Raw genomic sequence first — 22,785 nt, 5'->3', positions numbered from 1 at the left:
AAATCCCTTGTCATTGATATAGTCAATGCAATTGACTTGCGCGTTGAGTTCCGAGAGTTGGACGATGATGACCCATTCCCGCACGCCGGCATCGATCACGGTGGACTGCGACGGCATCGAGATCGCGGCCGAGGTTCGCGGCTCGGGGCCCGCTGTGCTGCTGCTGCACGGCTACCCCGAGACGAAGGCAATGTGGAACGCGGTCGCCGCAGCCCTCGGTGAAGACCGCACCGTCGTCGCGGCGGACCTGCGCGGCTACGGTGACTCGGCCAAACCGCGCAGTGCCTCCTATGCCAAGCGCGACATGGCCGGCGATCAGTTCGCCCTCATGCGCGAGCTGGGGCACGAGCGGTTCGCCGTGATCGGGCACGACAGGGGAGCCCGCGTCGGGCACCGACTGGCGCTGGATCATCCGGATGCCGTCACCGCCCTCGCCGTGCTCGACATCGTTCCCACGCTGCACATGTTCGAGAACGTCGACCGCGAGATGGCGACGGCGTACTTCCACTGGTTCTTCCTCTCCCGCTCGGATGGTCTGCCGGAGGCGCTGATCGGTGCGGATCGCGAGACCTGGCTGCGCAGCCGCTTCACCGGCCGCCGGCATGACGGCGATGCTCTGCCCGAGGCGTACGACGAGTACCTGCGGTGCTTCGACCTCGACACCGTGCATGCGTCGGGGGCCGACTATCGCGCCGCCGCGACGATCGACCTCGATCATGACCGCGCCGATCGGGCGGACGGGCACCGCATCGGATGCCCCGTGCTCGCGCTGTGGGGTGAGCACAGCTACGTCGGCCGCAACTTCGACGTGGTCGAGACGTGGTCGCAGTATGCCGAGCAGATCAGCGGGGAGGCGATCGACGCCGACCACTACCTCGCCGAAGAGGCGCCGGAACCGACGGCCGCGGCCCTTCGAAGGTTCCTCGCGAGCGCGGAGGTGGCGTCGTGACGCGCCGGGATCGCGAGACTGAACGCCTCGCCGAACTCGTCACGATCGAGACGCCGACCGGGGATGCGGAGGGCATCGCCGCCGCGCAGGGACTCGTGCGCTCCTGGCTCGAGCCCGTGCTCGGCGAGAAGGGCGTGATCGAGACCGTCGACGGCATCCCTCATCTGCTCTGGCCGGGTGGTGATGCGCCCTCGGTGCTGCTGATCGGGCACCTGGACACCGTGTTCCCCGCGGGCACGATCGCCGAGCGCCCGTTCCGCCTCGAGGGTGACCGCGCCACGGGGCCGGGGGTCTTCGACATGAAGGCGGGCATCGTGATCATGGCGGCCGCGCTCGAGAAGGTCGCGCGACCTCGGGAGATCGCGGTGCTGCTCACGAGCGATGAGGAGGTCGGCTCGACCACCTCACGTGCGCTGATCGAACGCGAGGCCGCACGGGCAGGCACCGTGCTGGTGCTCGAGCCCAGCCTCGACGGTGCGCTCAAGATCGCGCGCCGCGGCGGCAGCATCTATCGACTGGCGATCACCGGGCGCGCGGCCCACGCAGGACTCGAGCCCTGGAAGGGGCGCAGTGCCCTGGCCGAGCTCGCGCACCAGGTGCTGGCGCTGCCGCAGCTCGCCGACGACGAGCGGGGGACTACCGTGAGCCCGACCGTGGCGCAGGCCGGAACCGTGACCAACGTGATTCCCGAGCACGCAGAGCTGCGGGTCGACGTGCGCGCGTGGACCCTCGATGAACTCGAGCGCGTCGACGAGCGGATGCACTCGCTCGGGGCTCACACCGACGACGTCAGCGTCGAGGTGTTCGGCGGCATCAACCGCCCGCCGATGGAAGAGAGCGTGTCGGCCGAGCTGTTGGCCTGCGCTCGCCGGGTCGCGGATGCGCTGGGCCACCCCGAGGTCGAGGCGGTGTCGGCTGGAGGGGCATCCGACGGCAACTTCACCGCCGCGGTCGGCGCCCGCACTCTCGACGGACTCGGTCCGCGAGGCGCCGGAGCACACGCCGATCACGAATGGGTGTCGATCGCGTCGATGCACGAACGGGTCGACCTGCTCGCCGGCATGCTCGACGACCTCGTCGGCGTTCGCGAGGGCTGACGCGCAGCATCCGTTCTCGAGCTCGGGCAGCGCGCGGGCCTCGGGGGCGCCCGAGTGAGCGCGCTCACGACGCGAGCCCGGGCGGCGGCGCAGCGGGAGTCAGGCCCCCGGCGCGTGCCGTTCGATGCTCTCGAGCAGCAGGTCGAGCGCGGTCTCCCACGCGCGAGGATCCCGGATGCCGGGAAGCGCGTCGCCCGCCCAGGCGATCTCGGGGTACTCGGCGGGATCGAGCCGGCGGTAGTCCATCTGCCAGGTCAGCTCATCGGCATCCTGCACGTCGGCGGGCAACGCGGTGAGGGCGGCCTGGATGCTGGAGGCCGAGCGGATGAGCTGGCCCAGCGCCCGCGCGTAGAGAGCCGCCTGCATCTGGTCGTAGCCGCCGCGTCGCAGTGCGCCGATCGAGAACTCCATCGACGCGAAGTCGGTCGGGCGTCGCAGAGCCATCTGCAGGGCGAACTCGGGGTACCGCATGTAGTGGTCGTGGATCAGGTGCGCCTGGGTGCGCAGATCGGCGAGCCAGTCGTCGGTCGCCACCATGCCGCCGCTGTAAGACCGGGCGCGCAGCGTGTCGATGAGCGCGAGGAGCAGTTCGTCCTTGTCGCGGAAGTGCCGGTAGATCGATGTCGGGTGCGCGCCGAGCTCCTCACCGATCGACTGGAAGGTCAGACGGTCGAGGCCCTCGCGCTCGACCACGCGGTCGGCGGCGGCGACGATGATCTCGCGGCTCAGCGAATCGCGCGCTCGCCGCGGACGCGCGGATGCCTTCGCCGGGGCCTTCGCCTTCGCCGATTCCGTGGCCTTCCGTGTCGTCGCCATCGAGAACTCCGTTCGCAGGTCGCGGCCGTGCGGCCGCGCAGACATCACGGTACCTCACCGCTGTCAGCCAGTCTGTCAGGGGCATCGACAATGCGACAAGCTCTGGCGGTGCGGGATAGCCACTGTTATAGTCAACGCCATTGGCAACGTGGTCAGAAGGAGTCAGGATGCTCGAGGTCCCCGCAGTTCCGTCCGACGAGGTGCTCGATGCGCGATTCGCCGTGCCCTCCCTCCTCACGGTGCGGCCGGTGCCGGGCGAGGCGGACCTGGCGCTGCTGGTCGAGAACCACCCCGACGGCGCCCGCGGTCGCGTCTGGCGGGCTCCCGCCGAGCCGAGCGAGCTGCTGCCGTTCCCGGTGAGCGTCGGCGCGATCCTCACCGCCGACGGGCAGTGGGTGATCGACCTCGATGATGAGGGTGGCTCGGAGGTCGGCGGTCTGGTCGCCTTCGCGGTCGACGGATCGGAGCGCATCGCTCTCACGCCCGGTCGCGCACCCTCTGTGCTGCGTGGGCTCGAATCGTCGTACGACGGATCGGCGATCGTCGCGACAGTCGTCGATGAAGACGGCTTTCACGTGCTCGTCATCCCGGCGGCACCCTGGGGTGAGCCCCGAGTCGTCTACTCGAACCCGATCGAGGCCTGGTACGGCCAGATCTCCCCCGACGGCTCGCTGATCTCGGTCGACACGACGGCTCACAACCCCGGCATCCGTCGCCCGCTGCTCACGGTCGTCGACGGGGCGACCGGTGAGAGCGTCGCGACGCTCGACGACCTCCCGGCCGGTCCTCTGCGCGGCGTGCGATTCGCGTCGGATGCGGGCGATGACCGCCTGCTGCTGAACACCGAGCGCAGCGGCTTCGCACGCCCTGCGATCTGGAACGTCCGCACGGGCGAACGCCAGGACTTCGACCTGCCCGAGCTCGCCGGAGAGGTGATCCCCGTCGACTGGCACTCGGCGACGGGCAGGATCCTCGCGGTGCACGTCGACGACGGCATCCATCGCCTGCTCGAGATCCAGGAGCGCGACGGAACCGCCCGCGTGGTGGCCGAGGGCGGCAGCTTCGCCGACCCCGACGTCGCCGATGTGCATCCGTTCCAGTGGGCGTCGTACTACGCGCCCGACGGTGCTATTCGGGCGGTCCGCTCGTCGTGGGACGTTCCGCTGCGCATCGAGGAGATCGGCAGAGACGGCAGCGCCAGGACTCTGATCGAACCCGCACCGGTGCCCGCCGGGCATCCGCTCGCCTCGGCCATGGTCGAGAGCGCAGACGGCACGCGTGTGCAGCTCTGGTGGGCGCGACCCGAGGGGGTCGACCCGCGGGGCACGGTGCTCGAGATCCACGGCGGACCGATGCTCGTCACCGTCGACGCGTACAACCCGTCGGCGCAGGCGTGGCTGGATGCCGGCTTCGCCTACGCCTCACTCAACTACCGCGGCTCGGTGACGTTCGGGCGCGCGTTCCGGGAGGGGTTCTGGGGAGCGGGAGGCGATCGCGAGATCGAGGATGTCGCGGCGGCGATCGCCTGGCTGCGCGGGCAGGGGCTCGCCGACCCGGCCTCGACCTTCATCACCGGCGCCTCGTACGGCGGTCACATGACTCTGCTGAGCGTGGGGCGACTGCCCGACCTGTTCGCCGGAGGGCTCGCGCACGTCGCCGTCGCCGACTGGTCGGCCGCGATCGCGGCGATGAACCCGGCCGTGCGTTCGGTGTGGAGCTCGTGGGTGCCGCCCGAGATGGTCGAGCGCTTCTCGGCGATCTCGTACCTCGAGGACGTGACGGCATCCGTCTGGATCAACCAGGGATCCATCGACACGAGAACGCCCATCATCGGGGTGCAGCGCTACGTCGACGAGCTGGCGGCGCGCGGCGGCGACGTCGTGCTCGACATCTTCGAGGGCGGCCATGAGCCCACGGGTCTCGAGGCTGCCGCGATCGACCAGCGGCGCATGCATGAGCTCGCTCTGCGGACGCTCTCGGGGGACCGCTGGGATCACTGATCTCGCCTCTAGTCACGAACATTGACTAAAAGGCTTGCTATCTTTCCGGGTCAGTTCTAGAGTCAGACCACCACAGCACGACAGCACTCCCGAACTGTCCCTCAGTAGCCCGATCACAGGAGATCCGACCATGTCGAAATCGCCCCTTCGCACTGTTGTACCCGCCTCCCGTCGTGGGCTCATCGGCGCCCTCACCGTTGCCGCGCTCGTCGGTTCGCTCACCGCCTGCTCGTCTTCCGGGACCACACCGGAGCCCAGCGAGGTCGCGGTCGTCGACGGCGGCGAGATCGTGATCGGCGCCGAGCAGGAGCCCGACTGCGCCGACTGGATCGCCACCTGCGGCGGCTCGATCTGGGGCACGTACATCATGCAGATCCCGACGCTGCCCGGTGTGTTCCAGACGCGGCAGGTCGATGACGAATGGGTGCCTGTGCCCTCGGACCTCGTCACCGGCGAGCCCGAGGTCGAGGTCGCCGATGACGGCACCCAGACCATCACCTACTCGATCAACCCGGATGCGGTGTGGTCCGACGGCGAGCCGATCACCTCGGCCGACTTCGAATACACGGCCCTGCAGATCCGCGACGGCGACGACATCTTCGACAAGACCGGCTACGACCGCATCGCCTCGATCGACGCGACCGACCCGGCCACCGCCGTCGTCACGCTGAGCTCGCCCTACGCCGGATGGCGCACCCTGTTCAGCGTCTACGGCATCATGCCGGCGCACCTGCTCGAGGGCCAGGACCGCAACGCGCTGATGGCCGACGGCTACGACTTCAGCGGCGGCCCGTGGAAGATCGACGAATGGACCCGCGGCACCTCGGTCACGCTCGTCCCGAACGAGAACTACTGGGGCGAGAAGCCGCACCTCGACAAGGTGACCTTCCTCTTCCTCCCCGACACCACCGCGGCGTTCCAGGCTCTCAAGAGCGGCCAGGTGAGCGCGCTCTACCCGTCGCCGCAGCTCGACGCGCTGAACCAGATCGAGGCGGGGCTTCCCGGCATCCAGTCGCAGGTCGATGCCCGCAGCGGCAACCTCGAGGCGATCTGGCTGAACAACTCGGCAGCGCCGTTCGACTCGGTCGCCGTGCGCCAGGCGTTCGCCTACTCGATCGATCGCGACGCGATCGTGAAGCGCCTGTTCGGCAGTCTCGGCATCGACGAGGCGCAGCAGAGCTTCAACTCGCCGATGGTCGCCCCGTTCGCGGCCGACGACTTCTCGGAGTACTCGCTCGACCTCGACAAGGTCGACGAGCTGATGGAGGGCGACGGCTGGTCGAAAAACTCCGACGGCGTCTGGGCGAAGGGCGGAGAGACGGCGACGTTCTCGATCAAGACCCTCGCCGGCAACAAGCGCCGAGACCTCACCGTGCAGGTGCTGCAGTCGCAGCTCGCGGATGCGGGATTCGAGATGACCATCGACCAGGTGACCCCGGCCGACCTGTTCGGCATGATCGCCCCGCAGGGTGATTTCCAGGCGGGCCTCTGGGCGCTGGTCGACACGTTCCCGGACCCCACGCTCAGCTCGACGTTCTCGTCGGTCAACATTCCGAGCGAGGCGAACGGCTACTCCGGCATCAACTTCTACCGCACCGACATCGAAGGCCTCGACGATCTCCTCGGTCAGGTCGACAGCGAGGTCGATCCGGATGCCCGCATCGCGGTGTCGCACGAGGCCGACGCCCTGATCGCCGAGAACGTGCCGTCGCTGCCGCTGGATGCCGTGCCCAACGTGCTCCTGTGGAGCGACACGGTCGGCGGCCCGCTGCAGATCAACCCGGTCGAGGGTCCGTTCTGGAACCTGGCCGAGTGGGGCCTGGCCGGCTGAGCCGGGCCGGGCAGCCAACGCAGGACAGGAACGAGGCGACATGATCACCTTCATCACACGACGGGTGCTGTACTCGATCCCGGTGATCCTCGTCGCCTCGTTCATCCTGTTCTGGGCGGTGCGGGCGACGTTCGATCCGCTCGCCAAGCTCCGCCAGGCGCACGACCCCGCCGTGATCGCCCGCGAGATCGAGCGACTGGGCCTGGACCGCTCGATCCCCGAGCAGTACTTCCTGTGGCTGCGTTCGCTGGTCGTCGGCGACTGGGGGCTGAGCACCCGCACCGGAACCGCGGTGCTGCCGCTGATCGGCGACGCGCTCTGGCCGACGCTGCAGCTCGCCTTCTGGGGGCTGATCATCGCGGTGCTCATCGCCGGCGGCATCAGCGTCTACTCGGCCGTCCGCCAGTACTCGCTCGGCGACAACCTGCTCACGGGTGCCTCGTACATCGGCATCGCGATGCCGGCGTTCTGGTTCGGACTCATCCTCATCCAGACCTTCGCGGTGTGGCCCAAAGAGGCGTTCGGTCTCAGCGAGCCGCCGCTCTTCTTCATCGGACTGCACTCGCCGGGTGAGACCGGGGTTCTCGACTACATCCGGCACCTGATCCTGCCGGTCGCCGCCCTCATGATCGCGCTGGTCGCCTCGTGGAGCCGGTTCGGGCGCGCGGCGATGCTCGATGCCCTGTCGAGCGACTACGTGCGCACCGCGAGGGCCAAGGGGGTGCCGCGTCGCCAGGTGATCTGGAGGCACGCGGTGCGCAACTCGATGGCGCCGTTCGTCACGGTCGTCGCGCTCGATGCGGCGATCCTCATCGGCGGCCTCGTCGTCACCGAGCAAATCTTCGCGATCCCTGGCATGGGGCGGCTGTTCCTGCAGTCGCTCGTCGCCGGTGACGTCTACGTGCTGCTCCCCTGGATGATCGTGGTCGCCATCGCGGTCGTGCTCTGCAACCTGATCGCCGACATCGCGTATGCGGTGCTCGACCCGAGAGTGAGACTGTCATGAGCGGTGCAGGCATCGCCGGGCGCGAGGAGATCCTCGCCGAGCAGGATCCGCAGAAGGCGCCCACCCGTCAGCTCATCAAGGGGTTCCTTCATCACCGGCTCGCAGTGACGAGTCTCATCGTGCTGAGCATCCTGCTGATCGCGTGCTTCGGCGCCGGATGGATCGCGCCCTACCCGCAGGGCCAGCAGGACCTGCTGCTCGGCCCGACGCCGCCGTCGGGGGAGCACTGGCTCGGCACCGACGAACTCGGCCGCGACTACCTGAGCGAGATCCTCTTCGCGGGGCAGATCTCGCTCGCGATCGGCCTCGCCGTCGCACTCCTGGCGACGGTCGTCGGCACAACCCTCGGGGCCATCGCCGGATACGTCGGCGGCTGGGTGGGCGAGCTCATCATGCGCATCACCGACCTGTTCCTCATCGTCCCGGCCATCGCGCTACTCGCGGTGATCCTGCAGGGGCTCGGGGCGTCGCCGACGACGATCGTGTTCGCGCTGACGGCACTCGGGTGGACCTACATCGCCCGCGTCGTGCGCGCCCAGGTGCTGTCGCTCCGCGAGAAGGACTTCATCGACGCGGCGCGCGGCATCGGAGCATCCGGCTTCCGCATCGTCGTGTCGCACCTGCTGCCGAACCTCGCCGGCGTCATCGTCGTGGCGATGAGTCTCGCCGTCGCCTCGTCGATCATCGCCGAGTCGACCCTGAGCTTCCTCGGCTTCGGCGTGCAGCCGCCGCAGACCAGCTGGGGCTCGATGCTCAGCCAGGCGGCTGGGTATGTGGGTACGCCCCAGGTGTACCTGCTGTACTTCCCCGGCCTGTTCATCCTCGTCACGGTGCTGTGCGTCAACTTCATCGGTGACGGTCTGCGCGACGCCCTCGACCCGCAGGGGAAGAACCTATGAGCACCGCAGAGATCCTCCTCGAGGTCGTCGACGTCACGATCAGCTTCCCGACGGATGCCGGGCTGGCGCGAGCCGTCGAAGGTGTGTCGTTCGTGCTGCGCACCGGAGAGACCGTCGGCATCGTCGGCGAATCCGGGTCGGGCAAGTCGATGACCGCGATGGCGATCATGGGGCTGCTGCCGAAGAAGGCGGTCGTCACCGGATCGATCAAGTTGCGGGGGCGAGAGCTCGTCGGGCTCTCGGATGCCGAGCTGCGCGAGATCCGCGGCAAGGACATCGCGATCGTCTTCCAAGACGCTCTGACGGCGTTGAACCCCGTCATGCGCGTGGGCGAGCAGCTGATCGAGGCGGTACGGGTTCACCGCCCCGAGTCGACGGCGGCCGAGTGCAGGGCGCGGGCGATCGAGCTGCTCGACGTCGTCGGCATCCCGTCTCCCGAACTGCGGGTCGATCGCTTTCCGCACGAGTTCTCGGGAGGTATGCGCCAGCGCGTGATGATCGCGATGAGCATCGCGAACGAGCCCGACCTGCTGATCGCCGACGAACCGACCACGGCCCTCGACGTCACGGTGCAGGCGCAGGTGCTCGAGGTGCTGCGCGAGGTGCAGCGGCGCACCGGCACGACCGTGCTGCTCATCACCCACGATCTCGGCGTCGTCGCCGGCACCGCCGACCGGGTGCTCGTGATGTACGCGGGCGGGCTGGTCGAGACCGCCGACGTCGACCCGCTGTTCTACGAGACCGCGCATCCGTACACGGCGGGGCTGCTCGCCTCGCTGCCGCGGCTCGACCGCCGCTCGTCGCGCGACGAGCGGCTCTATCAGATCGCAGGTCAGCCGCCGGTGGCGACGGCGTGGCCCAGCGGATGCCGCTTCGCACCGCGTTGCGCCCATGCGGTCGCGGGTCTCTGCGATGCCGCGGTGCCGCCGCCCGTCGAAGTGAGTGCCGGGCATACGGCCGCGTGCGTGCGAGTCGACGAGTGGCAGAAGGAGGTCGTGTCATGAGGGATCGCGTCGTGAGCGAGGTCGTGCGAGGGGGCACGGGACTGACCGTCGAAGGCCTGGTCAAGGAGTACCGGGTCGGCGGCGGCCTGTTCGGTCGCACACGCGACATCGTGCAGGCCGTGTCGGACGTGAGTCTGTCGATCGGCGCCGGCCAGACGTTCGGTCTCGTGGGCGAATCCGGGTGCGGCAAGTCGTCGCTCGGACGCAGCGTCGCGCGACTGCAGTCCAGTGACGGCGGCACGATCAGGCTCGGCGACGACGACATCACGACCCTCGAGGGCGGGCGGCTGCGGGCGCTGCGTCGCCGGGTGCAGTTCGTCTTCCAAGACCCCTATGCGTCGCTCAACCCGCGCAAGTCCGTGCGGGCGACGCTCACCGAACCGCTCGTGATCCACGGGTTGCACCGCGGCCATCACGAGCGCCGCGTCGAAGAGCTGCTGGCCCAGGTCGGATTGAACCCCGCCCACGCCGACCGCTTTCCGCACGAGTTCTCGGGTGGTCAGCGCCAGAGGCTCGGCATCGCGCGGGCGCTCGCCGTCGAACCCGAGGTCATCGTGCTCGACGAGCCGGTCAGCGCGCTGGATGTGAGCGTGCAGGCCGGAGTGCTCAACCTGCTCGACGACCTGCAGCGCGACCTCGGTCTCACCTACCTCTTCATCGCGCACGACCTCTCGGTCGTGCGGCATCTGAGCGACCGGGTCGGCGTCATGTACCTCGGCAAGCTCGTCGAGCAGGGGCCCGTCGATGAGCTGTACGAGCGGCCGCTGCATCCGTACACCCAGGCGCTGCTGTCGGCGATCCCCGTGCCCGACCCCCGAGCCGAGCGGGCGCGCGAGCGCATCGTGCTCACCGGCGATGTGCCGAGTCCGGTCTCGCCGCCATCGGGATGCCGCTTCCGCACACGCTGCTGGAAGGCCACCGAGGTGTGCGCCGAGGTCGTGCCCCTGCTCGTCGATCACGGCGACACCCACGGGGTCGCCTGCCACCACCCCGCCGAGCGGGACGTGCTCTGAGGAGCTCTCTTCTCTGTCGTCGCTGTTCGTATCCGGAAGGAACCCCATGACCACCACGCACCGCATCGCCGTGATCGCCGGCGACGGCATCGGCACCGAGGTGATGCCCGAGGGGCTGCGGGTGCTTCGCGCCGCGGCATCCCGCTTCGACATCGCCCTCGAGGTCGAGGAGTTCGACTTCGCGAGTGCTGCGTACTGGCAGAAGCACGGGCAGATGCTGCCGGATGACTGGTTCGAGGTGCTTCGGGGATTCGACGCCATCTACTTCGGCGCCGTCGGCTGGCCCGATGTCGTGCCCGATCATGTGAGCCTCTGGGGCAGCCTCATCCAGTTCCGGCGCGCGTTCGATCAGTACGTGAACCTGAGGCCGTGCCGCCTCATGCCCGGAGTCGTCTCGCCGCTCGCCGGTCGGGAGCCCGGAGACATCGACTTCTACGTCGTGCGCGAGAACACCGAGGGCGAGTACTCGTCGATCGGCGGTCGCATGTTCGAGGGCACCGAGCGGGAGTTCGTGCTGCAGGAGACGGTCATGACCCGCACGGGCGTCGACCGGGTGCTGCGGTACGCCTTCGACCTGGCGCAGAAGCGGGGCGGGCAGGATGGTGGTCACCTCACCTCCGCGACCAAGAGCAACGGCATCTCGATCTCGATGCCGTACTGGGACGAGCGGGTCGCCACGATCGCCGCCGACTACCCCGAGGTGCGGCGCGATCAGTTCCACATCGACATCCTCACGGCCAACTTCGTGCTGCACCCCGATTGGTTCGACGTGGTCGTGGCGAGCAACCTGTTCGGCGACATCCTCAGCGACCTCGGGCCGGCCTGCACCGGCACGATCGGCATCGCGCCGAGCGCCAACATCAACCCGGAGGGTCTGTTCCCCAGCCTGTTCGAGCCCGTGCACGGCTCGGCGCCCGACATCGCCGGCAAGGGCATCGCGAACCCGATCGGTCAGATCTGGTGCGGTGCGATGATGCTCGAGCACCTCGGACACCCGGATGCCGGAGCCGCCGTGCTCGGCGCGATCGAAGACGTCCTCAGCCGAGGAGCGGATGCTGCGCCCTTCACCCCCGACCTCGGCGGAACCGCCACGACCGTCGAGCTGGGGACGGCGATCGCGGAGGTCGTCGCCGGGTAGCGGGCTCCGGATCAGAGGCCGAGCTTCTCGGCGCAGGCGACGCAGTGCGTGGCGAACGGGCGGACCTCGAGGCGCGCGGTGGGGATCGGTCGGCCGCAGTTCGCGCAGACCCCGTAGGTGCCGGCATCCAGTCGTGCGATCGCGTCGTCGACCTGCTGGAGCTCGGATGCCGCCGCCTCGGCGAGCCCCGTCAGGCGTGACCATTCCGACGAGAGCGTGACGCCCTCGGGATCGTGCTCGTCGTCGTCGTTGGAGCCCTCGCGGTCGTGCATGAGCTCGGCGAGGGCGGCCGCTGTCGTGGCGACCCGCTCGCTCGCGAGGGTACGCAGCGATTCGAGGCGGGAGCGGGCATCCGACGTCATCCGCACACTCTAGGCCGCGGTTCCGACATCGGGCACCGTGACCCAAACACACCCGCATATCGAGAACACACCCGCATGCTGAGAACACACCCGCATGCTGAGAACACACCCGCATGCTGAGAATCCGGCACTTCGGCCCGCATCCGTCGTATGCGCGTGCATCTGTGCGTTCTCTTGCTGGTTCACCCGGCTGGTGGATCCCCAGGTGGCGGGCGAATCGCCGTAGCCCGCTCAGCCATCCGGGATCCGCTCAGCCATATGGAAGTTGAGTGAGCGGTTACTCGAGCCACTCCGTGATGAAGCGGTCGCTCGCATGGATGTGGGTGGCCTCGTACGTGCCGCCGTCGAGCACCTCGAATCGGTGGTCGACGAGCGCCGGAACCACCAGCACCTGCCCTCCGGCCCCGACGACCTGTTGGTCGCCCACGGTGAAGAGCGCGCGGCCTCGATGGATCACGAAGGTCTCGACGTACGGATGCCGGTGCAACCGCGGCCCGCTGCCGACGGCCGAGGTGAACTCGCGGATGATGCTCACGGGCGATCCGATGAGGTGACCCTCGATGTTCGCGTCGAGGGCCACGTCGATGGGTGCGACGGTCATGGTGCCTCCTTGCGGCCGAGGCTACCGACGGCAGCCTCGGCACGGAAGAGGCGCACGCCGTGCGCTCTCTCGTGGAAGAGGCGCACGTCGAGCCGGCGGGCCGGGCGCCGGTCAGCGTGTCTCGGTCGTCCCCGAGCTCGGCATGACCTGAACCGTGTCGGTCCGCACGCCGGGGTGGTCGCGCTCGAGGGCGGCACCCTCCATGTCGACGTTGGGCAGGATGCGGTCGAGCCAGCGCGGCAGCCACCAGGCCGACCGGCCGAGCAGGTGCATGAGCGCGGGCATGAGCAACATCCGCACGACGAAGGCATCGAGCAGCACGCCGAAGGCGAGGCCGAACCCGATCGAGCGGATGATGGTCGACTCCGAGAAGATGAACCCGCCGAAGACCGACACCATGATGAGCGCGGCGGCGATGACGACCGAGCGGCCGGCGCGGAAGCCCTGGGCGACGGCATCCCGTGCCGAGGCTCCGTGCACATACGCTTCGCGCATCCCCGAGGCGAGGAAGAGCTGGTAGTCCATCGCGAGTCCGAACAGGATGCCGACGAGGATGACCGGCAGGAAGCTCAGGATCGGCCCCGTGCTGTGCAGGCCGATGAGGTCTGCCGCCCAGCCCCACTGGAACACGGCGACGATCAGGCCGTACGTCGCGAACAGCGACAGCACGAAGCCACCGGTCGCGATGATCGGCACGAGCAGTGAGCGGAACACGACGATCATGATGAGCAGCGAGAGTCCGACGACGACCACGAGGTAGAGCGGCAGGACGCCCGCGAGGGCCTCGGAGATGTCGATGTTGATCGCCGCCTGACCGGCCACGCCGAGCGTGATGCCGCCGTCGAGCTGGGGCAGGGCGCGGATGTCCTGCACGAGCTTCTCTGTCGACGAGCTGTTCGGGCCTTCGGCCGGAAGCACCTGGAACGCGAGCAGTGTGTTGTCGTCGGACGTCGCGATCGGAGCGACAGCCACGACGTCATCCTGGTCGGCGATCTTCTGGGCGATCTCGACCTGCGTGGCGAGCAGGTCGTCGTCGCTCACCGCGTCGTCGAGGGTGGCTGTGACGAGCAGCGGACCGTTCGCCCCTTCGCCGAACTGCTCGTCGACGGCGTGGAACGCGCGGTAGCTCGTGGAGTCCGAGGGCTCACTGGCGCCGTCGGGGAGTCCGAGGCGCATCGACATCGACGGGATCGCGATGATCAGCAGGGCGATGATGCTGACGAGGGCGGTGACGATCGCGCGCAGAGTCGACATCCGCTTCACGGGCTTGCCTGCCGCGTGCGGCTGACCGATCGTGGCGCGGGCCTTGCCGCTGAGCAGGCGGGTGCCGACGAGTCCGAGGATCGCAGGAGCGAGAGTGATCGCGACGAGCACCGCGACGGCGACGCAGACCGCGCCGACGGTTCCCATGAGTCCGAGGAACGGCACACCCGTCACATTGAGCGCGAGCAGCGCGACGATCACCGTGGTGCCTGCGAACACGACGGCGGTACCCGAGGTGCCCGTGGCGAGCCCGATGGATTCCCGCACCGGAACACCGTTGAGCAGCTGCTTGCGGTGTCGGTTGACGATGAAGAGCGAGTAGTCGATGCCCACGGCGAGGCCCAGCATGACGCCGAGCACCGGGGTGACGGATGCCATGTCGACGACGCCGGAGAAGGCGAGGGATGCGGTCACGCCGACGCCCACGCCGACGATCGCCGTCACGATCGGCAGGGCCGCGCCGATGAGCGTTCCGAGCATCACGATCAGCACGACGGCCGCGAACGCGAGGCCGATCGCTTCTCCGACGCCGAAGATCTCGGGCACGCCCTGGGCGATGTCGGTGCCGAAGTTCACCTCGACGCCGTCGATCGGCGAGGACTCGAAGTGGTCGATCGTTCCCTGCTTGACCTCTTCGGAGAGTTCGAGACGGGGGTCTTCGAATGAGACGTTGACGATCGCCGTCGAACCGTCGTCGGACACGACGCCGATGCCGTTCGTCAGGTCGAGCAGCGTCGAGCCGAGTTCGACCTTCTCGGAGTTCTCCTCGAGCTCTGTGCGCGACTCGTCGATCTTCTTCTGCTGTGCGTCGAGGCCGGCGAGCTGGGCGTTGAGATCGGCGATCTGAGCATCGAGCGCAGCGAGCTGCTCGGAGGGAGCACCGCCTGCTTCGGCCTGCGACCGGGCGGTCGTCAGCTGGTCGAGACCGGCGTCGAGCTGAGTGCGCCCATCGTCGAGCTGCGCCTGACCGGCGTCGAGCTGTGCACGGCCGCCTTCGATCTCGTCCTTGCCATCGGCGAGATCCTGCGCCTGCGTTGCCTGCTGCTCCTGCGCATCGAACGGGTCGATGACCGAGGCGACGCCGTCGAGGTCTTCGGCGCTCGCGGCGAGCTTCGAGATCTCCTGCTTCTGCTGCTCGGTGAAGGCCGAGCCGTCGTCCGTCTGATAGACCACGGTTCCCGTGCCCCCGGCGGTGTCGGGCAGCTTATCGGCGAGCTGATCGGTCACAGCCCCGGACGCGGTACCCGGGATGTCGAAGCTGTTGCTCAGCGTGCCGCCGAGCGTGAGGAACGCGCCGACGCCCAGGCCGAGGATGATGACCCACGAGACGATCACCGTCCACGCCTTGCGCGCAGCGAAAGAACCCAGACGGTAGAGCAGTGATGCCAAGACGATCTCCTTCAGACGAACTGATCATACGGTGCGTCTCGTCTAGAGTTCTGTGGTTATCCTGAACGTGTGGTGAACGAGCATCGAAGCGGGCCCGTGCGCAGCACGGCTGCGCGTGAGGCGATCCTCGACGCGACCTCTCGCCTCTTCCACAATCAGGGATACGACCGGCTCACGATCGAGGGGATCGCGAAGGAGGCCGGGGTCGGCAAGCAGACCATCTATCGCTGGTGGCCGTCGCGTGGCGCCCTGATCGGAGAGTGCCTCGCCGAGGGGCGCCTCATCCCTGTCGATTTCCTCGTCCCGGACACCGGAGACCTCGCCGCCGACGTCGAGACGTGGCTGCGCAGCGTGCTCTCGATCCTCGAAGCGCCCGAGGGCGGGGCGCTGCTGCGATCACTCGTCGCGGCAGCCACCGAGGATGCCGGAGTCGGCGCGCACCTCGGAGACAGCCTCGGCGTGGAGAAGTACCTCACCGAGCGAATCCGCGGGGGTATCCGCGACGGACAGCTCGCCGAAGATGCGCCGGTCGACCAGCTCGGACGAGCCATCCTCGGCGCGATCATCGTCGAGTCGCTGGGGCGCGAGCACCACGACCCCGAGTCGATCGTGCAGCTGACCCGCTTCTTCTTCTCCCGCTAGCGCTCTGACTCACCGCGCCACCGCGGTCTGGCCGCCGGTCTGAGCATCGAGGCCCGATCGGTGCCCGTACGCGAACGACGCGGCATCCGCCCCTCGCCTCGGCCGTGCGGCCTTGGTCGCCATCTCGTCGACCGCGGCATCGACCCGGCTCCGCCGCGAGACGAGCACGAGTTCGGTGCCTGCGGTGCTCTCATCGACGACCACTCGCCGGCTATCGGCGATGCGGTTCATGACGCCCACCGCGAATCCGCGGAGGAATCCGCTGCGCGCCCGTCGTCTGTCGCCTTCGCGATGCCTGGCGTACAGGTCGCGATGCGTGAGCCACCAGTCGCGCATCGCGACCATGGCCTGCACCTCGAGGCTCGCGGTCAGCGTCTGCGCCTGGCGGACGTCGGATTCGTGCCCGACCAGATACAGCGCGGCCACGGGCGGGAACTCCCCGACGAGCGGCCGCACGGTCTCGAACGCCATGGCCACGCCGATGCCGATCTCGCGCAGATCCTTCGCATAGACGCCGCGGAACAGCATCCGCTCGGTGACGATCTGCTCCTGCGTCTGCCCGAGTCGCCCGCGTCTCTCGTCGATCTGCGCCTGTTCGATCCCGTACTTCATGATGAGGCGCTCGGCGTGCTCGGTCAGAGCCTCGGCCTCTTCGGGCGTCGTGCTCTCGGCCTTGGCGAGCAGTTTCGCGATCAGGTCGAGCTTGGCTTCGGTCATGGCATCCCCCTTGGATTCGTGATGCCGTGATCCTCCGCGGGGGTGCCTACATTGCGAGGCCGAATTCCAGGGACTGCGGAGAAGCCCAGATCACGCATGCCGGTGCAGAAGAGGATGCCGTCACAGACGCATGCTCAGATCACAGATGCATGCCGGAACCCGGGTTCTGGGCATGCACGTGTGTTCTGAGCATGCAAGTGTGAGCTGAGCGTGAGCGGCAGCGTCAGCCGAGCGGCAGCCGAAAGACCCCGAAACTCAGCCCAGGATCAGCGTGATGACGGTCGCGCCGCCGCCACCGAGGATCAGTGCGATGATGACCGTCCAGGCCACGATGCGCATACGGCGGTTGCGCTTCTCGCCCAGGTCGCCGTAGTCGTCGTCGGGTCGGCTGAGTTCGCTCATCGTCTCGTCTCGCTTCGCTCGGTCACCGACCGGTCAGCTGACCGGCTCGGCGACGGTCGGGCCGAAGGCGGCGGGCAGGGTGGCCTGCGAGCGCTCGCGGATCTCGGCGATCGGAACGGTGAAGACGTCCTGCACCTCGAGCTTGTCGCCCTCGCTGTCGGTCACGCCGATGCGCATGACCGGGTAGTTCCGGCCCTCGCAGAGGCCGCGGAACTTCACGTCGTCCTCACGGGGGACGGTCACGATGACGCGACCGGTCGACTCCGAGAAGAGGGCGGATGCCGCATCCACCCCGTCGCGCTCGATGATCTCGTTCAGCCAGACGCGCGCGCCGACGCCGAAGCGCGAGACGCCCTCGGCGAGAGCCTGTGCGAGGCCGCCCTCCGACACGTCGTGCGCCGACGAGATCAGCCACTCGTCACGGGCCGCGCCGAGCAGACCCGCGAGGCGCTTCTCGCCCGCGAGGTCGACCTTCGGGGGGAGTCCGCCGAGGTGCTGGTGCACGGTCTCGGCCCATGCCGATCCCGACAGCTCGGTCGAGGTCGTGCCGAGCAGGTAGATGTTCTGACCCTCGTCCTGCCATCCGGAGGGGATGCGGCGCGAGACGTCGTCGATGATGCCGAGCACGCCGACGAGCGGGGTCGGGTGGATCGGCACGTCGCCGGTCTGGTTGTAGAACGAGACGTTGCCGCCGGTGACCGGGGTGCCGAGCTCGTAGCATCCGTCGGCGAGACCGTCGACGGTCTGCCCGAACTGCCACATGACCTCGGGGTTCTCGGGCGAGCCGAAGTTCAGGCAGTCGGTGATCGCGGTCGGCACGGCGCCGGTGACGGCGACGTTGCGGTACGCCTCGGCGAGCGCCAGCTGTGCGCCCGCGTACGGGTCGAGCTGGCAGTAGCGGCCGTTGGCGTCGGTCGAGATCGCGAAGCCGAGGCCCGACTCCTCGTCGACGCGGATCATGCCGGCGTCGTCGGGGAACGAGAGGGCCGTGTTGCCGAGCACGTAGTAGTCGTACTGGTTGGTGATCCAGCGGGTGTCGGCGAGGTTCGGCGAGGCGACCAGGTCGAGGAACTGCGTGCGCAGCACCTCGGGGTCGTTCGAGCGGGGCAGCTTCTCGGCGGCATCCGCCTGCAGCGCGTCGATCCACGTCGGGTACGCGACGGGGCGGTCGTAGACCGGGCCGTCGACCGCGACGGTCGAGGGGTCGACGTCGACGATGCGCTCGCCCTGCCAGTCGATGATGAGGCGGCCGTCTCCGGTGACCTCACCGAGCACCGACGTCTCGACGTCCCACTTCTTCACGACGGCGAGGAACGCGTCGAGCTTCTCGGGGGCGACGATCGCCATCATGCGCTCCTGCGACTCCGACATGAGGATCTCCTCAGCCGTGAGCGACGGGTCGCGCAGCAGCACGTTGTCGAGCGAGACCTTCATGCCGCTGTTGCCGTTGGCCGCGAGCTCGCTGGTCGCGCACGAGATGCCGGCGGCGCCCAGGTCTTGGATCGCCTCGACGAGCTCGTCGCGGTAGAGCTCGAGGCAGCACTCGATGAGCACCTTCTCGGCGAACGGGTCGCCGACCTGCACCGCCGGGCGCTTAGTGGGTCCGCCGTCGGCGAAGGTGTCGGATGCCAGGATGCTGGCGCCGCCGATGCCGTCGCCACCCGTGCGGGCGCCGAACAGCACGACCTTGTTGCCGACGCCGGTGGCGTTGGCGAGCTTGAGGTCCTCGTGGCGGAGCACTCCGACCGCGAGTGCGTTGACGAGCGGGTTGGCCTGGTAGACGGAGTCGAAGACCGTCTCGCCGCCGATGTTCGGCAGGCCCAGGCAGTTGCCGTAGAAGCTGATGCCGCTGGTGACACCGTGCACGACGCGGGCGGTGTCGGGGTGGTCGATCGCGCCGAAGCGCAGGGCGTCCATGACCGCGACCGGGCGTGCGCCCATCGAGATGATGTCGCGGACGATGCCGCCGACGCCGGTCGCCGCACCCTGGAACGGCTCGATGAACGACGGGTGGTTGTGCGACTCGGCCTTGAAGGTGACGGCCCAGCCCTCGCCGACGTCGATGACGCCCGCGTTCTGGCCCATGCCCACCATCAGGCGTTCCTTCATCTCGTCGGACACCTTCTGGCCGAAACGGCGCAGGTAGTTCTTCGACGACTTGTACGAGCAGTGCTCCGACCACATGACGGAGTACATGGCCAGCTCGCCGGAGGTGGGGCGGCGGCCCAGGATCTCCTTGATGCGGGCGTACTCGTCATCCTTGAGGCCCAGCGCTGCGTACGGCTGCTCCTTCTCGGGAGTCGCGGTGGCGTTCTCGACGGAGTCGGGGACGTGCTTGTGGGCAGGTGCAGGGGCGGTGGTCACGCGCACTCCTAGATGAGGGGCCGGCGGGGCATGGCCAGTCTACCGGGGGATGCCGGGGCTGATCGCCGGTCAGGATGCGGCGCCGAGGCGGGCTGCGAGGGCGCGGGCGGCATCCGCGAGAGCGGGCGGCCCCTCGACGCGAAACGGGGCGTCGAAGCGGGCGATCGAGGCGAGGATGCCGGTCCACGACCAGGATCCGACTGTGACGCGGCAGGAGGCGTCGTCGACCGGCTCGACGCTGCCGTCGCGTCCGATCCAGCGTGCGACCTCGCGGGCGGGCACTTCGAGCACGAGCTCGCCGATGCAGGGCCAGCGGTCGCCGGCATCCGACCCCTTCGCCCGCGCCGCGAGGTAGGTCTGTGCATCGGCGGCGGGCAGCTCGCGCGGCGTGAAGGCGGGGCCGGTCGGGATGCGCGGGGTCGTCCGATCGAGCCGGAAGGTGCGCCAGTCGTCGGCCTCGAGATCCCACGCGAGCAGGTACCAGCGTCCTTCGCGGGCGACGACGGCGTGCGGCTCGGTGCGCCGGGCCGGGCGGTCGTGGTCGCCGTAGTCGAAGCGCAGCACGTGCCGGTCGCGCACCGCGGCGCTGACGGCCTCGAGCACCGCGGGATCCACCCGGGTCTCGTTCTCGACGCCGGTGAAGCGGATGCCGTCGACCCGATGCCGCAGGCGCGACGGCATCACCTGGCGCACGGTGGCGAGCGCACGAGCGGCGCCCTCGTCGATGTCGATCCCCGTGGCGGGCATGCTCTGCAGGGCGACGGCGATCGCGACGGCCTGCTCGTCGTCGAACAGAAGAGGAGGAAGCTCGGAGCCCGCGGCCAGCCGGTATCCGCCGTCCGGGCCCTTGATCGCGCTGATCCGGTAGCCCAGTTCGCGCAGGCGGTCGACGTCTCGGCGCACCGTGCGCGGTGTGACGTCGAGGCGGTCGGCGAGCACCTGCCCCGGCCAGTCGCGCTGCGTCTGCAGCAGCGAGAGCAGGGCGAGCATGCGTGAGGAGCTGCCTGTCATGGCATCCATTCTGCGTCAGGTAGAGGACCGAATCTGTCCGCTTCTGCTGTGAATGTGGTTCTCGACGGCGACTCCGCCGCACGACGATCGAGGAGACATCATGACCATCGCAACCACCACCCACCTCAACTTCCGCGGCACCGCTCGCCAGGCGCTCGAGTTCTACGGAGCCGTCTTCGGCGGCGAGGTGGCCCTTGCGACCTACGGCGACTTCGGGATGCCGGCCGGGGTGCCCGGCGCCGACAAGGTCGTGTTCGGGCAGGTCGAGAACGCCGAGGGCTTCCGGCTCATGGCGTACGACATCCCGGGCGCATCCGAGGATCTGCAGGCGACCGCCGGTTCGACGACGCGCGAGAACGGCGCGACCCTCACCGACCGGACGTTCTTCCAGTCGCTGCGCGCTGACTCGCTCGACGAGCTCACCGGATACTGGGATGCTCTCGCCGACGGCGGGTCGATCGTCGAGCCGCTCGCGGCATCGGCGTGGTCGCCCGGTTTCGGGATGCTGACCGACCGCTTCGGCGTGACCTGGGTGCTCGACGTGCGGGCTGCCTACGCGGGCTGATCCGGAGGCCGTTCACGGTTCAGCAGGAGACGTGGCGGACCGCCGCGAACCGTTGGTTTCGGGCGCGGACGATCACGACCATGCTGAATCGTGAACGGGCGACCCGGGTCAGTTCTTGCCGGAGTTGCCCTTCGACTTGTCGGCCTTGTCGGCCTTGGCGGGCTTGTCGGCCTTGCCCGAGTTGCCGCTGTTTCCGGAGTTTCCCGAGTTGCCGCTGTTGCCGGAGTTGCCCGGGGTCGTCGTGTCGGTGACCGCATCGACGGTCGTGTCGGCCGGTGTGGTCTCGGCGGGCACGGACACCGTGCGGACGACGGCGCCCGACGCGACGCGACCGATGTCTGTTGCCGGTGTCGTGAACGCGGCGAGTCCGACCACGAGCGCTCCGGTCGCAGCCAAACCGGCGGCTCCGGCGATCACGCGGTTGCGCGTGCGGTTGCGGGAGCCGGTGCTCGGTCGCGCCCCGGCGACGTCGGCTGCCGGAAGCACCGCGGTCGCGCCGGTGGATGCCCGGCTCGCACGGCTCGGCGGAGTCCCAGGGGCCATTGCCGCCATCGCAGCATCCGACTCCGGCATCGCGGCCGTCGCCTCTTCTGCGGGTGGACTTCCGGCGCCCGCGACGATGGCGGCAGCCGCGGCAGCGACGGCCACTCCGTCGCTGTTCGCGGCGTACCCGCGCAGCAGGCCGCGGGCGGCTCGGGCCACCTCCGCCGCAATCGGGCGCTCTTCGGGCTCGAGCCGCGTCATGCGGGTCAGCAGGTCGCGCCACTCCGTCGGCACGGTCTCGGAGATCCTCGGCGCCTCCGCGAGGCGGGCGATCGCGGCGGCGCGGCCGGATACGAGCGACGGATACCCGGGCTCGCCGGTGAGCGCCTCCAGCAGCACGAGGCCGAGAGCGAAGATGTCGACCGGAAAACCGGGGTCGAGGTCACGCAGCTGCTCGGGTGCCATGTAGGTGAGTGTGCCGAGCACGATTCCCGGTGTCGTCAGCCTCGTGTTCTCGATCGAGCAGGCGATGCCGAAGTCGGCGAGTTTCGCGGCCATCGGGCGCCCGGCCCGGCCGCGTGCGAGGAGCACGTTCGACGGTTTGACGTCGCGGTGCACGATCCCGGCGCCGTGCACGGCGGTCAGGCCCTCGGCGAGGTCGCGGGCGATGCGCGCGACGTCGCGGGGCGGGAGAGGACCGGCTGCCATGCGCTCGGCCAGGGTCGGCCCGTCGACGAACTCCATCACCAGGTACTGCGGCCGACCGGGCACGAGCTGCGCATCGTGCAGCGTCACCAGCGATCGGTGGCTCAGCGACGCGAGCAGCGCCTTCTCGGTGTGCGCGCGCTCGATCGACGCCACGGGGCCTTCACCCTCGTGGATCATCTTGATCGCGACGGTGCGTCCGAGATGTGAATCCTCGGCGCGGTAGACGGTCGCCATGCCGCCCTTGCCGACGCGTTCGTGCAGTACATATCGTCCATCGAGCAGTGCCGCCGTCGGCGACATCACTTCCAGCGCCATGGCTCGCTCCTCGGGTGCATCCGGGTCATGCATCAGACGAACCTATCGCCGTTCGCCGGCGGGATCATCGGGGTTGACGCGAGAGTGAAACGATGGTTGCCGTCGCCGTGCGTCGAGTGGTGCGAGGTCGAATCGGCATCCGACACCTCGGGATCCAGCGCGTGATCGACCTCGTGAAGCCGATGCCCGCAGACCTGTCAAGGGGGTCTT

The 22,785-nt window shown here is 68.9% G+C and carries 20 protein-coding genes; 11 read left to right on the top strand and 9 right to left on the bottom strand.

Translation table 11 applies throughout. The features are described 5' to 3' along the window. The first annotated feature begins 64 nt into the window (after nt 1-64). Both ACTJKH_RS10875 and ACTJKH_RS10870 read left to right on the top strand, forming a co-directional pair. Complete coding sequence (locus ACTJKH_RS10875; protein WP_440736916.1) at nt 65-949, top strand: alpha/beta fold hydrolase; 885 nt, start codon at nt 65-67, stop codon at nt 947-949. Next, a complete protein-coding gene (locus ACTJKH_RS10870) occupies nt 946-2,046 on the top strand; it encodes a M20 family metallopeptidase (protein WP_440736915.1) in 1,101 nt (366 codons plus the stop codon). The genes ACTJKH_RS10875 and ACTJKH_RS10870 overlap by 4 nt, the downstream gene beginning before the upstream one ends. 99 nt (nt 2,047-2,145) lie before the next feature. Here the strand turns inward: ACTJKH_RS10870 and ACTJKH_RS10865 are convergent, their stop codons facing one another. After that, nucleotides 2,146-2,862, bottom strand: a complete 717-nt coding sequence (locus tag ACTJKH_RS10865; RefSeq protein WP_440736914.1) for a TetR/AcrR family transcriptional regulator — start codon at nt 2,860-2,862, stop codon at nt 2,146-2,148. Between the two features lie 167 nt (nt 2,863-3,029). Here ACTJKH_RS10865 and ACTJKH_RS10860 point away from each other — a divergent pair, with 167 nt between their 5' ends. The 7 genes from ACTJKH_RS10860 (at nt 3,030) to ACTJKH_RS10830 (ending at nt 11,753) form a co-directional block, all read left to right on the top strand. Next, on the top strand, nt 3,030-4,862 hold the full coding sequence (locus ACTJKH_RS10860; RefSeq protein ID WP_440736913.1) for an alpha/beta hydrolase family protein: 1,833 nt from the start codon (nt 3,030-3,032) through the stop codon (nt 4,860-4,862). Between the two features lie 130 nt (nt 4,863-4,992). Further along, a complete protein-coding gene (locus ACTJKH_RS10855) occupies nt 4,993-6,693 on the top strand; it encodes an ABC transporter family substrate-binding protein (protein ID WP_440736912.1) in 1,701 nt (566 codons plus the stop codon). 40 nt (nt 6,694-6,733) lie between these two features. Next, nucleotides 6,734-7,699, top strand: coding sequence for an ABC transporter permease (locus tag ACTJKH_RS10850; protein ID WP_440736911.1), 966 nt, complete (start codon nt 6,734-6,736; stop codon nt 7,697-7,699). Next, on the top strand, nt 7,696-8,598 hold the full coding sequence (locus ACTJKH_RS10845; RefSeq protein WP_440736910.1) for an ABC transporter permease: 903 nt from the start codon (nt 7,696-7,698) through the stop codon (nt 8,596-8,598). The genes ACTJKH_RS10850 and ACTJKH_RS10845 overlap by 4 nt, the downstream gene beginning before the upstream one ends. Continuing rightward, the gene (locus ACTJKH_RS10840) at nt 8,595-9,602 is read left to right on the top strand and encodes an ABC transporter ATP-binding protein (RefSeq protein ID WP_440736909.1); all 1,008 of its coding nucleotides are present in this window, start codon (nt 8,595-8,597) and stop codon (nt 9,600-9,602) included. The genes ACTJKH_RS10845 and ACTJKH_RS10840 overlap by 4 nt, the downstream gene beginning before the upstream one ends. After that, on the top strand, nt 9,599-10,615 hold the full coding sequence (locus ACTJKH_RS10835; RefSeq protein ID WP_440736908.1) for an ABC transporter ATP-binding protein: 1,017 nt from the start codon (nt 9,599-9,601) through the stop codon (nt 10,613-10,615). Before ACTJKH_RS10840 ends, ACTJKH_RS10835 begins: the two co-directional genes overlap by 4 nt. Before the next feature lie 46 nt (nt 10,616-10,661). After that, on the top strand, nt 10,662-11,753 hold the full coding sequence (locus tag ACTJKH_RS10830) for a tartrate dehydrogenase (RefSeq protein ID WP_440736907.1): 1,092 nt from the start codon (nt 10,662-10,664) through the stop codon (nt 11,751-11,753). 11 nt (nt 11,754-11,764) lie between these two features. Here ACTJKH_RS10830 and ACTJKH_RS10825 read toward each other — a convergent pair whose 3' ends face one another. The 3 genes from ACTJKH_RS10825 to ACTJKH_RS10815 form a co-directional block, all read right to left on the bottom strand. Then, entirely contained in the window at nt 11,765-12,115 is a 351-nt protein-coding gene (locus ACTJKH_RS10825; protein WP_440736906.1) for a TraR/DksA family transcriptional regulator, read from the bottom strand. Between the two features lie 277 nt (nt 12,116-12,392). Next, entirely contained in the window at nt 12,393-12,716 is a 324-nt protein-coding gene (locus tag ACTJKH_RS10820; protein ID WP_440736905.1) for a cupin domain-containing protein, read from the bottom strand. Nucleotides 12,717-12,827: 111 nt separating this feature from the next. Then, nucleotides 12,828-15,368: an MMPL family transporter gene (locus ACTJKH_RS10815; protein ID WP_440736904.1), complete on the bottom strand. Its 2,541-nt coding sequence runs from the start codon at nt 15,366-15,368 to the stop codon at nt 12,828-12,830. Between the two features lie 72 nt (nt 15,369-15,440). Between ACTJKH_RS10815 and ACTJKH_RS10810 the strand changes: the two genes are divergently transcribed. Then, nucleotides 15,441-16,010, top strand: coding sequence for a TetR/AcrR family transcriptional regulator (locus ACTJKH_RS10810; RefSeq protein WP_440736903.1), 570 nt, complete (start codon nt 15,441-15,443; stop codon nt 16,008-16,010). A 9-nt stretch (nt 16,011-16,019) separates the two neighbouring features. Here the strand turns inward: ACTJKH_RS10810 and ACTJKH_RS10805 are convergent, their stop codons facing one another. The 4 genes from ACTJKH_RS10805 to ACTJKH_RS10790 form a co-directional block, all read right to left on the bottom strand. Further along, entirely contained in the window at nt 16,020-16,727 is a 708-nt protein-coding gene (locus ACTJKH_RS10805; RefSeq protein WP_440736902.1) for a DUF2786 domain-containing protein, read from the bottom strand. A gap of 255 nt (nt 16,728-16,982) precedes the next feature. Continuing rightward, nucleotides 16,983-17,129, bottom strand: coding sequence for a hypothetical protein (locus tag ACTJKH_RS10800; protein WP_440736901.1), 147 nt, complete (start codon nt 17,127-17,129; stop codon nt 16,983-16,985). 33 nt (nt 17,130-17,162) lie between these two features. Beyond that, a complete protein-coding gene (purL, locus tag ACTJKH_RS10795; RefSeq protein WP_440736900.1) occupies nt 17,163-19,493 on the bottom strand; it encodes a phosphoribosylformylglycinamidine synthase subunit PurL in 2,331 nt (776 codons plus the stop codon). Between the two features lie 69 nt (nt 19,494-19,562). Further along, nucleotides 19,563-20,504 (bottom strand): helix-turn-helix transcriptional regulator, encoded by a 942-nt coding sequence (locus ACTJKH_RS10790; protein WP_440736899.1) that lies wholly within the window; start codon nt 20,502-20,504, stop codon nt 19,563-19,565. A 100-nt stretch (nt 20,505-20,604) separates the two neighbouring features. On the opposite strand from ACTJKH_RS10790, the gene ACTJKH_RS10785 reads away from it, so the two are divergent. After that, nucleotides 20,605-21,069, top strand: a complete 465-nt coding sequence (locus tag ACTJKH_RS10785) for a VOC family protein (RefSeq protein ID WP_440736898.1) — start codon at nt 20,605-20,607, stop codon at nt 21,067-21,069. A gap of 108 nt (nt 21,070-21,177) precedes the next feature. Here the strand turns inward: ACTJKH_RS10785 and ACTJKH_RS10780 are convergent, their stop codons facing one another. Further along, nucleotides 21,178-22,575: a serine/threonine-protein kinase gene (locus ACTJKH_RS10780; protein ID WP_440736897.1), complete on the bottom strand. Its 1,398-nt coding sequence runs from the start codon at nt 22,573-22,575 to the stop codon at nt 21,178-21,180. Nucleotides 22,576-22,785: the final 210 nt, after the last annotated feature.

Source organism: Microbacterium sp. 22215 (assembly GCF_052045655.1).
Taxonomy (GTDB): domain Bacteria; phylum Actinomycetota; class Actinomycetes; order Actinomycetales; family Microbacteriaceae; genus Microbacterium; species Microbacterium phyllosphaerae.
Note: the sequence above shows the minus strand (reverse complement) of the source record. Positions and strands in the feature narration are given on the sequence as shown.